The following is a 12,525-nucleotide window of genomic DNA, read 5'->3' on the forward strand; positions in this document are numbered from 1 at the left end:
CTTGCACTCCCGACGAGCCGCCCCGCCACCTTCCGGGACGGCTCCTTTTTTTTGAATTAGTAATTTGGAATCAGGAATTCAGAATTGATCCGCCCTCCATCCCGGAGTTGTCACTGGTCTGTTCGAATTTCTACTTCTTAATTATTAATTACTACTTATCAATTCCTCCCCTCCCACCACCATGGCCACCACCGCAGACTTTCGCAACGGGCTGGTACTCGAATACAACAATGACCTGTACGTCATTACCGAGTTTCAGCACGTAAAACCGGGCAAAGGCCCGGCCTTCGTCCGCACCAAGCTCCGCAACATCAAGACCGGCAAGGTGCTCGACAACACGTTCAATGCCGGGGTGAAAGTAACCACCGCCCGCGTGGAGCAGCGCCCCCACCAGTTCCTGTACAAGGACGACTACGGCTACACTTTCATGGACAATGCCACCTTCGAGCAGGTATCGTTGCCCGAGGCCATGGTGCCCTTCCACGACCTGATGAAGGAAGGTCAGGAAGCGACTATCCTCTTTCACGCCGAGACCGAGCAGCCTCTCACGGCCGAGCTGCCCACCACCGTGGAGCTGATCGTGACCTACACCGAGCCCGGCCTGAAAGGCGACACGGCCACCAACACGCTCAAACCGGCCACGGTGGAAACCGGCGCCCGGATTCAGGTGCCCCTGTTCATTGATACCGACACCAAAATCCGCGTCAAGACAAGCGACTACTCCTATGTCGAAAGAGTCAAATAAGCAGCCGCACAAGTCCACCTCCAGCGCCTCTATGAAAGCCAAAGAACTACAAGACCTGATCGACTTCATTGCCAAGTCCGGCCTGAACAAAGTCAACATCGAAACCGAGGAGTTTAAAATCTCGGTGCAGCGCGAGCCCAACACGAAAGTGGTGAGCAGCTACTCGGCCGCGCCCGCGGCTCCCCAGCCCGCCGGGGCTCCGGCTCCGGCTCCCGCCCCGGCCCCGGCGGCTCCCGGCGCGGCCCCGGCCGCGCCGGCCGCCACCAACCACGTGGCGCTGAAAGCCCCGATGATCGGCACTTTCTACCGCTCCAGCAGCCCGGAGTCGCCGCTTTTCGTGAACGTGGGGGATCTGGTGGAAAAAGGTCAGGTGATTTGCATCATCGAAGCCATGAAGCTCTTCAACGAGATTGAAGCCGAAGCCTCGGGCCGCGTAGTAAAAGCCCTGGTTGAAAACGCCACCCCGGTGGAGTACGACCAGCCGCTGTTCCTGATTGAGCCGATGTAATTTTTGGGGTCTTAGGGTCTTGGGGTCTTGGAGGGTTGGTTTTTTTGGTTGCTACGCACCAAACCCGATTCCAGGCCCGCAAGGCCCTTTCCTTTTTCCCATCCAAGACCCCAAGTTCCCAAGACCCTAAGACCCAATGTTTAAGAAAATACTGATTGCCAACCGGGGCGAAATTGCGCTGCGCATCATCCGCACCTGCAAGGAAATGGGCATCAAGACGGTGGCCGTGTACTCCACTGCCGACAAGGAAAGCCTGCACGTGAAGTTCGCCGATGAAGCCGTGTGCATCGGGCCGCCCTCTTCCACGCTCTCCTACCTGAGCATGCCCAACCTGATTGCGGCCTGCGAAATCACCAACGCCGACGCCATTCACCCCGGCTACGGCTTTCTGAGTGAAAATGCGGAGTTCTCGCGCATCTGCCAGGAAAACGGCATCAAGTTTATCGGCGCCTCGCCCGAGATGATAAACCAGATGGGTGATAAGGCCACCGCCAAAGCCACCATGATCAAGGCCGGCGTACCCTGCATTCCCGGCTCGGTGGGCCTGCTGGATTCGGTGGAGCAGGGCAAGAAGATTGCCGCCAAAATCAAGTATCCCGTGATTCTGAAGGCCACGGCCGGCGGCGGCGGGCGCGGCATGCGCGTGATTCACTCGGACGACGAGTTTCAGAAAGCCTGGGACGACGCCCGCACCGAGTCGAAGGCCGCCTTCGGCAACGACGGCATGTACCTGGAGAAATTCGTGGAGGAGCCCCGCCACATCGAAATCCAGATTGTGGGCGACCAGTACGGCCGCGTGTGCCACCTTTCGGAGCGTGACTGCTCCATCCAGCGCCGGCACCAGAAGCTGGTGGAAGAAGCGCCGTCGCCGTTTATGACGCCGGAGCTGCGCGAGAAGATGGGCAACGCCGCCGTCGCCGGCGCCAGCGCCATCAGCTACGAGGGCGTGGGCACCATTGAGTTTCTGGTCGATAAGAACCGGGACTTCTACTTCATGGAGATGAACACCCGCATTCAGGTGGAGCACCCCGTGACCGAGGAAATCATCAACTACGACCTGATCAAGGAGCAGATCAAGGTGGCGGCGGGCGTCCCGATTTCGGGCAACAACTACTTCCCCAAGATGCACGCCATGGAGTGCCGCATCAACGCTGAAGACCCGCGCAACGGCTTCCGCCCTTCGCCCGGTAAAATCACGGTGCTGCACATTCCCGGCGGCCACGGCGTGCGCATCGATACCCACGTGTATGCCGGCTACGCCATTCCGCCGAACTACGACTCGATGATTGCCAAGCTCATCACCACGGCCCAGACCCGGGAGGAGTGCATCGTGAAGATGAAGCGCGCCCTGAGCGAGTTCGTGGTGGAAGGCGTCAAGACCACGATTCCGTTTCACCTCAAGCTCATGGACGACGAGAAGTTCAAGGAAGGCGTGTTCACCACGGCTTTCCTGGACTCCTTCGACTTTTCGACTTTGTAAGCCGCTCAGATTCCTTTTTACAAAAACGCCCCAACAGCTTTGTTGGGGCGTTTTTGCTATTGGGCGAAGCACAAAAGCGAATTACTGTTTATCTTGCCTATATGGAACCGCACCGACTTACCATTCCCGACGATGCCGATTATCGCCAGCTAGTGCGCGTAGCGGATGCCGTAGGGTTGCAGGTGGCGGCTGATGGTACGGTGTCAAAAAAGCCGTTGAAGCCCAAGCGGACGCGGGAGGAATTACTGCTCATTATCGCCAAAGGAGCCGATGTGAGCAATATTCCTGACCCGCTGGCGTGGCAGCGGGAGCAGCGTGCCGGCCGCGACCTTCCCTTTGAGCAATGAGTTATTTGCTGGACAGCAACATCCTCATTCATTCGGCCAAGCCCGCCTTGCAGTTGCACACCTGGGTTGAGAACCCGGAAACGGCTGTTTCTGCTATTAGTCAGGTGGAAGTATTGGGATTCCACGGCCTGTTGCCCGAAGCGCAGGCTTACTTTGAGGCCACATTCGAGCTTCTGCAAATAATCCCTGTTTCGGCCGAAGTTGTTGAAGTGTCCATACGATTCGGACAGCTCTACCGACTTCGAGCGGCCGATGCCATTGTGGCCGCGAGTGCCTGGCTGCAGGGCCGCACCCTGGTTTCAGAGGATGGTCACTTTCGGCGCGTACTAGGGCTGGAAGTAGTAAATCCGTTGGCGAAGTAAAAATGGGCTGTCTCATTGCTCAGCTATAAGCACTGTTCACCCCTATTAAATAAGAAAGACCAACTTCTCAGCTGGCCTTTCTTGTTCAATTCACCGGCGGGCTGTTGGTTTCGATTTCCGTCACCAGCTCGCCGTACCACTGCTCCCCGTACTTGCGGATCAGCGGCTCCTTGAGGAACTGGTAGATGCGCACGCCCAGGTTAGCCCCGAAGCTGCAGGCGGGGTTGCAGATGTTCCAGCGGTCGTAGTTCAGGGCCTCGAAGCCGTCGTACTTGCTGATGCGGATGGGATACAGGTGGCAGCTGATGGGCTTTTTGAACGAGGTGGCCCCGGCCAGGTAGGCCTGCTCGATGCCGCACTTCAGAATGCCCCGCTCGTCGTAGAGGGCGTAGGCGCACTCCCGGTCGTTGATGGTGGTGGTGCTGTAGTCGCCTTCCCAATCCTTAATGTAGAGGCCCTGGGCCTCGATGGCCTGCTGGCCGGCCTCGGTGAGGAAGGGCTTGATGTTGGCGTACTCCTGCTCCAGAATCCGCAGCTCGGCGTCCTCCAGGGGCGCGCCCAGGTCGCCTTCCACGCAGCAGGCGCCCTTGCAGGCTTCGAGGTTGCAGACGAAGAAGTTGTCGCGGACGTCGTCGGAAATGACGGTATTCTGGATGATGATCATGGCAGTTGCGAAGAAGCGAACTGCAAAGATACGGCTGTTTTGACCTCATGTGCAGCCGGGACTGGCTAAAGCCAGCGAGCTGAGAGCAGCAGCCTGTACATGTATTTTCCACTTTTTGAAAATACATGTACAGCTACCAGGACAGCTGTGTACATGTATTTTTTGTTTTTTGAAAATACATGTACAGGCAGTGCGGCCGGGATGGGCAGCGCAGGATGCCAGGCAAGGCTTTGTTGAACCAATAATGATTGGCGGCCTGCGCCGTCGAATGTCCCGGAAACCATCCGGAGCGCTTTGGTGGTTGCTAAAGGAAATGCCAGCCCACCAAAGAATTTAGCACCTTGGCAGCCGCCGTTTCCGCACTCGCCCCGAAAGCCTTACCTTTGCCTCTATAGCCGAGGCGCTGAATTACCCTGACGAATGGCATTAGATTACCAGAAACTTCTGAACCCCTCCCAGGCCGGCGCCGTGATGCAGATCGAAGGCCCGTGCATGATTATTGCCGGCGCCGGCTCGGGCAAGACGCGCGTGCTCACCTACCGCATTGCCAACCTGCTTGAGCAGGGCGTCGACCCGTTCAACATCCTGGCCCTGACCTTCACCAACAAGGCCGCCAAGGAGATGCGGGCCCGGATCGAAAAGGTGGTGGGCCCCGAGGCCAAGAACGTGTGGATGGGCACCTTCCACAGCATCTTCGCCCGCATCCTGCGCTCGGAGGCCGACAAAATCGGCTACCCCCGCCACTTCACCATCTACGACACCCAGGACAGCAAAACGCTGCTGGGCCAGATCGTGAAGGAAATGGACCTCGACGACAAGCTCTACAAGCCCAACATGGTGCTGGGGCGCATTTCGGCGGCCAAGAACAAGCTGATTTCGGTGCAGCAGTACCTGCAGGACCCGGTGATTAAGCAGGACGACGAGGCGGCCCTGCGGCCCAAGATCGGGGCTATCTACCAGCAGTACCAGCAGCGCTGCTTCAAGGCCGGCGCCATGGACTTCGACGACCTGCTGTTCAACACCAACGTGCTCTTCAAGGACCACGTGGATGTGCTCAACAAGTACCAGAACATCTTCAAGTTCGTGATGGTCGACGAGTACCAGGACACGAACTACTCCCAGTACCTGATTACGCGCAAGCTGGCGGCCAAGGAGCGCAACATCTGCGTGGTCGGCGACGACGCGCAGAGCATCTACGCCTTCCGCGGCGCCGACATCACCAACATCCTCAACTTCGAGAAGGACTACCCCGAGCTGCAGGTGTTCAAGCTGGAGCAGAACTACCGCTCCACCAAGAACATCGTGCGGGCGGCCAACTCGGTCATCAAGAACAACAAGGCCCAGCTGCGCAAGGACGTCTTCTCCGACAACGAGGAAGGCACCCTGATTGAAGTGCTCAAGGCCGCCTCCGACAACGAGGAAGGCAAGCTGGTGGCCAACAGCATCTTCGAGGACAAGATGAACCACCATCTGTCCTACGAGAACTTCGCCATCCTCTACCGCACCAACGCCCAGAGCCGGGCTATGGAAGAGGCCCTGCGCAAGCTCAACATCAAGTACAAAATCATTGGCGGCCTCTCGTTCTACCAGCGCAAGGAAATCAAGGATCTGGTGGCCTACCTGCGCCTGACGGTGAACCACAACGACGAGCAGGCCCTGCGCCGCGTCATCAACTACCCCAAGCGCGGCATCGGCGACACCACCATCAGCAAGCTGATCAACACGGCCGAGGAAGCCAACCACACGCTGTGGGAAGTGGTCAGCAACGCCAACTCGTTTCTGACGACCCGCATTGCCAACCCGATTGAGGGCTTTGCCGAGCAGATCAAGAGCTACGCGGTGCTGGCCGGTAAGGAGGACGCCTTCGAGGCGGCCAAGTTCATTGCCAAGAACTCGGGCATGATCGAGGAGCTGTTCACCGACAAGAGCATCGAGGGCCTCTCCCGCTACGAGAACATCCAGGAGCTGCTCAATGGCGTGAAAGCCTTCACCGAGGACCCCGAGCGCGAAGACAAGTCGTTGGCGGCCTTCCTGCAGGACATTGCCCTGGTGACGGACACCGACCTGAAAGACGCCAAGGACGAGGGCGAGTCCGTCACGCTCATGACGATTCACTCGGCTAAGGGCCTGGAATTTCGCAACGTGTACATCGTGGGCATGGAGGAAAACCTCTTCCCGAGCCAGATGATGATAACCTCGCGGGCCGACCTGGAGGAGGAGCGCCGCCTGTTCTACGTGGCCATTACCCGGGCCGAGAAAAAGCTCACGCTCAGCTACGCCACTTCCCGCTACCAGTGGGGCAACCTGCGCAGCTGCGAGAAAAGCCGCTTCCTCGACGAAATTGACCCCCAGTACGTCGACTTCAAGTTCTCCTCCGGCCCGGGTTCCGGCTCCGGCGACTCGCCCTTCGGCCACGTGGTGGAGCGCCGCAGCAACCTGCTGCCCACCCCACCCCGCAAGACGGTGGCGACGAAGTACGTGGCCCCGGCCGACTTCAAGCCCAGTGATACCAGCAACCTGCAGACTGGTCAGCGCGTGGAGCACCCCAAGTTCGGGTTCGGCGCCGTGACCAAGCTCGAAAAGCAGGATGGCTCGGTGAAGGCCATCATTCAGTTCGAGGAAGTCGGTGAGAAGACGTTATTGCTGAGTTTTGCGAAATTGCGCGTCGTTAGTTAGCCGAACATAGTAACTTGACCTTACCTAAGGCTGCCGGCGCGTCTGGCAGCCTGTTTTTTGGGCACGCCGGCCATCCTTTTTTCGGCCCTGCCCCTACCGGCTGATGCTTTGGCGTCGCCTTTTCCTGCTTTCCACAGCCGTTTTATTCGCGGCTTCGCCTTTTTCTGATGGCTTTACCTTCCCCTTTCAAACACGAGCTGCTGCTGCGCGAATACGGCCAGAGCACCTACGAGCTTATTCAGCAGCTGCGCACCATCGACGACCGGGACGAGCGCACCAAGCGCGCCCAGCAGATCGTGCAGCTCATCTTTCGCCTGAACTCCTCCCTGCGCGAGCAGCCCGACTCCCAGCAGAAAGTCTGGAACCACATCTTCGAGATGACCGATGGCGAGCTGGACGTGGATGCGCCCTTCGAGCTGCACAAGCTGGACATTCTGGCCAAGGAGCCCCAGCGCGTGGCCTACCCCAGCAAAGGCCCCAAGCTCAAGCCCTACGGCGCCAGCGTGGACACCATGATTGCCCAGGCCATCAGCCTGGAAGACCCGGCCGAGCGGGAGCAGGCTACCATCGCCATCGGGCGCACCATGAAGTTCCTGTACCGCTCCTACAGCAAGGAAAACGCCAAGGACGTCACCATTCTCAAGCACCTGAAGGAGCTTTCCGGCGGCAAGCTGGAGCTTGACCCGATCCGGGTGGATGCTGAAGCCCTGTTTGAGTTCAGCACGCCGGCCGTGCCGGTGGCCAGCAGTAGCCGCGCGGCCTTCGTGGCCGCCCCGGTCCGCAGTGAGCGGGCCGACCGCAGTGAGCGGGGCGGCGACCGGGAAGTGCGCCGCGGCAACAACAACCGCCGCGACAAGCAGCGCCGGGGCGGCAAAAAGAGCCGCCAGGAGCCCCAGCAACCCCCGCAATAGTAGTTAGGAGCTGCAAGCTATAGGCCGCAAGCTTACAGCTCCCCATTTTTTCAAACCGACATTTAGCTTGCCGCTTGTAGCTTACAGCTTGCAGCTTGCAGCTCAAAAAACTATGGCCTCATTTGAAGTAATCGGCGGCACTCCGCTGAAAGGCGAAATCGTGCCGCAGGGCGCCAAGAACGAAGCACTGCAGATTCTGTGCGCCGTGCTGCTGACCGCCGAGCCCGTTACCATCAGCAACATCCCCGACATCCGCGACGTGAACAAGCTCATCGAGCTGCTGCGCGACATGGGCGTGAAAGTGGGCAAGCTGGCCTCCGACACCTACGTATTCGAGGCCGACAGCGTCAATCTGGATTACCTCGACACCCCCGAATTTATTGCCCAGGCCGGTGCTCTGCGCGGCTCCGTAATGATTCTGGGACCGATGCTGGGCCGCTTCGGCCGCTGCCAGCTGCCCAAGCCGGGCGGCGACAAAATCGGCCGCCGGCCCATGGACACGCACTTCCTGGGCCTGGAAAAGCTCGGCGGCAAGCTCACCCTGGAAGGCACCGACTTCTACCGCATCAAGGCCGAGAAGGGCCTGACCGGCACTTACATGATGCTGGATGAGGCCTCCGTAACCGGCACGGCCAACATTCTGATGGCGGCCGCCCTGGCCCAGGGCACGACCACTATCTACAATGCCGCCTGCGAGCCGTATCTGCAGCAGCTCTGCAAGATGCTGGTACGCATGGGTGCCAAAATCAACGGCATCGGCTCCAACCTGCTCGTCATCGAAGGCGTGCAGCGCCTGGGCGGTACCGAGCACCGCATGCTGCCCGACATGATTGAAATCGGCTCCTTTATTGGCCTGGCCGCCATGACGGGCTCCGAAATCACCATCAAGGACTGCCAGATTCCGGAGCTGGGCATCATTCCCGATACCTTCCGCAAGCTGGGCATCCAGCTCGAATTTCGCGGCGACGACATCCACATTCCGGCCCAGGACCACTACGAAATTGCCACTTACCTCGACGGCAGTATCCTGACCGTATCGGACCACACCTGGCCCGGCTTCACGCCCGACCTGCTCAGCATTGTGCTCGTGGTAGCCACCCAAGCCAAGGGCACGGTGCTGATTCACCAGAAGATGTTCGAGTCCCGCCTGTTCTTTGTCGACAAGCTCATCGACATGGGCGCGCAGGTGATTCTCTGCGACCCGCACCGCGCCACCGTCATCGGCCTCGACCAGCGCCAGAAGCTGCGCGGCATCACCATGACCTCCCCCGACATCCGGGCCGGCGTGGCCCTGCTTATTGCGGCGCTTTCGGCGGAAGGCCGTAGCGTGATTGAGAACGTGGAGCAGATTGACCGCGGCTACCAGTTCATTGATAAGCGCCTGAACGCGCTGGGCGCGCAGATCCGGCGGCTGTAGGGTCAGCCGCCTTTGCGCAGCTACCTCCGAAGCCCGGCCCGACAAGGCCGGGCTTTCGGCTTTTTGGGGCCGCGGCGGGTTACCTGCCACGGCCCGGCGCATAAAGAGCCAGGCTGCGCAGCTTTCCTTCCAACCCTTATTCCGACTTCTGATGAAACATCTGTTCTACCCGGTCCTGCTCGGACTGGGCCTGGCAGGGTGCAGCCAGGCCGCCCAGGAAGAAAGCGCCACCCCGCCCCGACTAACGCCCGAATTCGCCAGCCCGGCTTCGTCCGGCACCGGCACGGCGGCGGCGGCCCCCGGCCGCAGCGTCATCTACCACGGAGAGCTGAAGCTGGCCGTGGATAATTTTGAGCAGGCAGCCAGCCAGACGGATCAGCTGCTGCGCGAGCACGCGGCCTACGTCGGCACGGCCCACGAAACCCGCTCCGAAGGCCAGCACTGGCAGGAAATGACCATCAAAGTGCCCCCCACGGAGTTTATGCCCCTCCTGCAGGCCCTGGGCAGGCTGGGCCGCATCGAAAGCAAGGACGTAACCTCGGCCGACGTAACGGCCGACGTACTCGAGGCCGGCAGCCGGCTGCGCGCCCGGCAGGCGTCCGAAAGCCGGTACCAGCTGCTGCGGCGGCAGGCCAAAACCCCGGCCGAAATCCAGCTTCTGGAAGAGCAGGCCCGCCAGGCCCGCGCGGAAATTGCGGCGGCCCAGGTCCAGCTGAAGGACTACGGCCGGCAGAGCACCTGGGCTTCGCTCACCCTGCGCTACTACCAGGTTATTGCCGCCGCAGAAATTACCAGCCCCGAGCCGCCCGCCGTGCCCCGCTTGCTGGCAGCTTTCAACCGCGGCTGGTCGGTGCTGGTGGCGGTGGCAGTGGTGCTTACTACGGTCTGGCCCCTGCTCCTGCTGGGCGCGGCCGGCGGCTGGCTCTGGCGCCGCCGGCCGCACGCGGCCGCTTAAGCCGAGGACGCCTCCACGCAAAAAAGGCCGGTCACGCGCGTGACCGGCCTTTTTGCGGGTAAAAGCACTGTAGTACCAGCCTAATCTATCACCATATCCACCACCGACGTTACCACCGACAGCACGATACTGAACAGCAGCGCGGCAAAGAAGCCATCGACTTTGAAGCCGGCCAGGAAATAGTCGGCCAGCAGCACGATGACGGCATTGATGACCAGCAGGAACAGCCCCAGCGTGAGCACCGTGATGGGAAAGCCCAGGATTTTGAGGATCGGCTTGAGCACGGCGTTGAGCACGGCCAGCACCACCACCAGCAGAATAGCGTCGGTGAAGCCGCCGATGTGGGCGCCGGGCAGGAACTTGGCCAGCACGTAGGTCAGGATGGCGGTGAGCAGCAGTTTGAGGATGAATCCCATAAGTGGTGGTGGTTGAATGGTGTTTGGTGGGGCAAAAAACGGGGACAAAGGAAGTCCGACCCACCCCGCGGCAGGTCGGACAACGATACGCAAAATTCCGGTGGGCGTTGGGGCCGGCGGCTACTCCGCCACCCGGGCCTTGAGCCGGCCCTGGGAGACGCCCATCCAGTGCGCCATCTGGAACAGCAGGCGGGCGCCCACAATGGCGTTCCACTCGGTGTCGCCGGGCGCTACTTCGTTCAGGTCGCAGCCAATGATGGTGCGGCCCGACTCGACGATGGAGCGCAGCAGGTACAGGGCTTCTTCAAACTCCAGGCCGCCGGGCACCGGCGTACCGGTGCCCGGGCAGAGCTTGGGGTCCAGCCCGTCGATGTCGAAGCTCAGGTACACCTTGGAGGGCAGCTGGGCAATGATTTTGCCGCATACTTTCTTCCACGACTTCTTGGCAAACTTCTCGTTCGACAGAAACCGGTTGTGGAACATCACCACGCGCCCGCCCGACTGCGCCACCAGCTCGGCTTCCTGCTGGCACAGGTCACGGATGCCGACCTGCACCAGCTTCTTCACCTGGGGCAGCTTGAGGGCGTTGTACATGATGGAGGCGTGCGAGTATTCAAATCCTTCGTAGGCCGGGCGCAGGTCGCAGTGCGCGTCGATCTGCAGGATGCCAAACTCCTCGTGACGCTCGGCCAGGGCGTGCAGGTAGCCCAGCGGGGTACTATGGTCGCCGCCCAGCACCACCACGCCTTTGCCGGCATCGAGATGGGCACCGGTTTTCTGCTTCAGCCAGTCCACCAGAGCTTTGCCGCGCACCCCGATCTTGGCGGTGGCGCCGGCAAACTTACTGGCCTGGGCGGCCGGCTGGCCGGCTTCCAGCCAGGCAATGTAGTCAGCGGCCAGCGTGCGCAGCTCCCGGCTGTCGGCGCTTACCTTTTCGTCCGACTCTTCCATGGCCAGGCCCATACGCCAGGCATCGGGCAGGTCCGGGTCGTAGAGGTCTACCTGCAAAGAGGCTGTCCGGATGGCTTCGGGGCCCTCGGCGGTGCCGGCGCGGTACGATACGGTGACTTCCCAGGGCACGGGCACAATAACGACCTGGGCTTCCTCTACGGTAAAGGGCAGACCATACACTCCGCCGGCGGTATCGCCAAGGGCATTGGGGTCGAAGCTGGCCAGCTTTTTCTCCAGGCTGGAGGTGGCAGATTGCGGCATAGGGTTCGGGGCTTAACGAAGAAAGGAAAGGGCGAAAATAAAAAAACTGTCCTGTCAGGCAGGCCCCGGGGCTGGTCGTCGACCAGCCGGGGCACCGTGCTTAACAGGACAGCTTGCTGCTACGCCATAACGTAGACCAGCCGATGGGCTATTGTCCGCCCAGAAAATCGTAGGTACGAATGATTTCGAGAATCTTATCGAAGGTTGTACGGTCAAAGAACAGCATCAGCGGCAGCTCCACCGAGTTTTCCTTGTCCGAAAACTGCGTGATGACGGAAAAAATCAGCGGCTGCACCATCGATTCGTGGCTCATCAGGCTGGTCAGGGAATCGGCCAGGTCGCCGCGCGGGGCCACGGGCGGCGCGCCGTAGATCTTGGCCTTGAGAATGTTGGCCAGCTGCGTGACCAGGGCGCCGGTGATGATGTTGCTGATTTCGAGCAGCAACGATTCCTGCATCTCGTCAATCTCGATGGACTCGGGCACCGACATGCGCAGGCACACCCGCGAGAGGCGCTGCACGTGCTGGCCCGAGAAGAACATCAGCGTGGTACCGTTGAAGTCCCCGCGGATATCGGACTGGATGACGGCGTGCGTACCAGAGTACTCGTGCACTTTGTCGAGCATGTTATGCCCCGGCATAATATCCAGATTCGGAACTTCGAGCAGCACTTTTTCCTGCGCAATGGCAGCGAATGAGTCAGCCGCCCGGGCCAAGCCTATGTTCAGAATCTCGCGAATAATATCCCGCTCTAGTTCCGTCATGTGCAAATCCATAGGAGTCAATCAGTTGAGTAGAGCTGCCTAATATGAAGCAACCCAAGGCCTGCAATA

13 protein-coding genes are annotated in these 12,525 nt (G+C 60.3%); 9 read left to right on the forward strand and 4 right to left on the reverse strand.

Annotated elements, in window-relative coordinates; translation table 11 throughout:
* Positions 1-181: 181 nt before the first annotated feature.
* The 5 genes from efp to ABD842_RS05780 all read left to right on the forward strand — a co-directional run bounded on the left by efp (position 182) and on the right by ABD842_RS05780 (position 3,442).
* Positions 182-745: an elongation factor P gene (gene efp, locus ABD842_RS05760; RefSeq protein ID WP_345111313.1), complete on the forward strand. Its 564-nt coding sequence runs from the start codon at positions 182-184 to the stop codon at positions 743-745.
* Between the two features lie 31 nt (positions 746-776).
* Positions 777-1,253 (forward strand): acetyl-CoA carboxylase biotin carboxyl carrier protein, encoded by a 477-nt coding sequence (gene accB, locus ABD842_RS05765; protein ID WP_345111316.1) that lies wholly within the window; start codon positions 777-779, stop codon positions 1,251-1,253.
* Positions 1,254-1,389: 136 nt separating this feature from the next.
* A complete protein-coding gene (accC, locus tag ABD842_RS05770) occupies positions 1,390-2,733 on the forward strand; it encodes an acetyl-CoA carboxylase biotin carboxylase subunit (protein WP_345111319.1) in 1,344 nt (447 codons plus the stop codon).
* A gap of 101 nt (positions 2,734-2,834) precedes the next feature.
* Positions 2,835-3,080 carry a hypothetical protein gene (locus tag ABD842_RS05775; RefSeq protein ID WP_345111323.1) on the forward strand — a complete coding sequence of 82 codons (246 nt, stop codon included), beginning with the start codon at positions 2,835-2,837 and terminating at the stop codon, positions 3,078-3,080.
* The gene (locus ABD842_RS05780; RefSeq protein WP_345111325.1) at positions 3,077-3,442 is read left to right on the forward strand and encodes a PIN domain-containing protein; all 366 of its coding nucleotides are present in this window, start codon (positions 3,077-3,079) and stop codon (positions 3,440-3,442) included. Before ABD842_RS05775 ends, ABD842_RS05780 begins: the two co-directional genes overlap by 4 nt.
* A gap of 85 nt (positions 3,443-3,527) precedes the next feature.
* Here the strand turns inward: ABD842_RS05780 and ABD842_RS05785 are convergent, their stop codons facing one another.
* Positions 3,528-4,106 carry a DUF3109 family protein gene (locus tag ABD842_RS05785; RefSeq protein ID WP_345111328.1) on the reverse strand — a complete coding sequence of 193 codons (579 nt, stop codon included), beginning with the start codon at positions 4,104-4,106 and terminating at the stop codon, positions 3,528-3,530.
* Between the two features lie 420 nt (positions 4,107-4,526).
* Between ABD842_RS05785 and ABD842_RS05790 the strand changes: the two genes are divergently transcribed.
* From ABD842_RS05790 to ABD842_RS05805, 4 genes are all read left to right on the forward strand, one after another.
* The gene (locus ABD842_RS05790; RefSeq protein WP_345111330.1) at positions 4,527-6,782 is read left to right on the forward strand and encodes an ATP-dependent helicase; all 2,256 of its coding nucleotides are present in this window, start codon (positions 4,527-4,529) and stop codon (positions 6,780-6,782) included.
* 167 nt (positions 6,783-6,949) lie between these two features.
* The gene (locus tag ABD842_RS05795; protein WP_345111333.1) at positions 6,950-7,693 is read left to right on the forward strand and encodes a DUF4290 domain-containing protein; all 744 of its coding nucleotides are present in this window, start codon (positions 6,950-6,952) and stop codon (positions 7,691-7,693) included.
* Between the two features lie 112 nt (positions 7,694-7,805).
* Positions 7,806-9,110, forward strand: coding sequence for a UDP-N-acetylglucosamine 1-carboxyvinyltransferase (gene murA, locus ABD842_RS05800; RefSeq protein ID WP_345111335.1), 1,305 nt, complete (start codon positions 7,806-7,808; stop codon positions 9,108-9,110).
* Positions 9,111-9,261: 151 nt separating this feature from the next.
* Positions 9,262-10,065 (forward strand): DUF4349 domain-containing protein, encoded by an 804-nt coding sequence (locus ABD842_RS05805; protein ID WP_345111337.1) that lies wholly within the window; start codon positions 9,262-9,264, stop codon positions 10,063-10,065.
* An 80-nt stretch (positions 10,066-10,145) separates the two neighbouring features.
* On the opposite strand, the gene ABD842_RS05810 is transcribed toward ABD842_RS05805, so the two are convergent.
* From ABD842_RS05810 to ABD842_RS05820, 3 genes are all read right to left on the reverse strand, one after another.
* The gene (locus ABD842_RS05810) at positions 10,146-10,481 is read right to left on the reverse strand and encodes a phage holin family protein (RefSeq protein ID WP_345111340.1); all 336 of its coding nucleotides are present in this window, start codon (positions 10,479-10,481) and stop codon (positions 10,146-10,148) included.
* Between the two features lie 120 nt (positions 10,482-10,601).
* Positions 10,602-11,693 (reverse strand): agmatinase family protein, encoded by a 1,092-nt coding sequence (locus ABD842_RS05815; RefSeq protein WP_345111343.1) that lies wholly within the window; start codon positions 11,691-11,693, stop codon positions 10,602-10,604.
* 148 nt (positions 11,694-11,841) lie between these two features.
* Positions 11,842-12,456 carry a chemotaxis protein CheC gene (locus ABD842_RS05820; RefSeq protein WP_345111345.1) on the reverse strand — a complete coding sequence of 205 codons (615 nt, stop codon included), beginning with the start codon at positions 12,454-12,456 and terminating at the stop codon, positions 11,842-11,844.
* Positions 12,457-12,525: the final 69 nt, after the last annotated feature.

The sequence above is a fragment of the Hymenobacter algoricola genome, from assembly GCF_039539525.1.
In the GTDB taxonomy this organism is placed as follows: domain Bacteria; phylum Bacteroidota; class Bacteroidia; order Cytophagales; family Hymenobacteraceae; genus Hymenobacter; species Hymenobacter algoricola.

What these genes read in the sequence shown, in the direction of transcription:
- efp (WP_345111313.1), top strand. Translation starts at nt 182, where the DNA reads ATGGCCACCACCGCAGACTTTCGCAACGGGCTGGTACTCGAATACAAC.
- ABD842_RS05795 (WP_345111333.1), top strand. Translation starts at nt 6,950, where the DNA reads ATGGCTTTACCTTCCCCTTTCAAACACGAGCTGCTGCTGCGCGAATAC.
- murA (WP_345111335.1), top strand. Translation starts at nt 7,806, where the DNA reads ATGGCCTCATTTGAAGTAATCGGCGGCACTCCGCTGAAAGGCGAAATC.
- ABD842_RS05820 (WP_345111345.1), bottom strand. Translation starts at nt 12,456, where the DNA reads ATGACGGAACTAGAGCGGGATATTATTCGCGAGATTCTGAACATAGGC.
- accC (WP_345111319.1), top strand. Translation starts at nt 1,390, where the DNA reads ATGTTTAAGAAAATACTGATTGCCAACCGGGGCGAAATTGCGCTGCGC.
- accB (WP_345111316.1), top strand. Translation starts at nt 777, where the DNA reads ATGAAAGCCAAAGAACTACAAGACCTGATCGACTTCATTGCCAAGTCC.
- ABD842_RS05790 (WP_345111330.1), top strand. Translation starts at nt 4,527, where the DNA reads ATGGCATTAGATTACCAGAAACTTCTGAACCCCTCCCAGGCCGGCGCC.
- ABD842_RS05785 (WP_345111328.1), bottom strand. Translation starts at nt 4,106, where the DNA reads ATGATCATCATCCAGAATACCGTCATTTCCGACGACGTCCGCGACAAC.
- ABD842_RS05775 (WP_345111323.1), top strand. Translation starts at nt 2,835, where the DNA reads ATGGAACCGCACCGACTTACCATTCCCGACGATGCCGATTATCGCCAG.
- ABD842_RS05805 (WP_345111337.1), top strand. Translation starts at nt 9,262, where the DNA reads ATGAAACATCTGTTCTACCCGGTCCTGCTCGGACTGGGCCTGGCAGGG.
- ABD842_RS05780 (WP_345111325.1), top strand. Translation starts at nt 3,077, where the DNA reads ATGAGTTATTTGCTGGACAGCAACATCCTCATTCATTCGGCCAAGCCC.
- ABD842_RS05815 (WP_345111343.1), bottom strand. Translation starts at nt 11,693, where the DNA reads ATGCCGCAATCTGCCACCTCCAGCCTGGAGAAAAAGCTGGCCAGCTTC.
- ABD842_RS05810 (WP_345111340.1), bottom strand. Translation starts at nt 10,481, where the DNA reads ATGGGATTCATCCTCAAACTGCTGCTCACCGCCATCCTGACCTACGTG.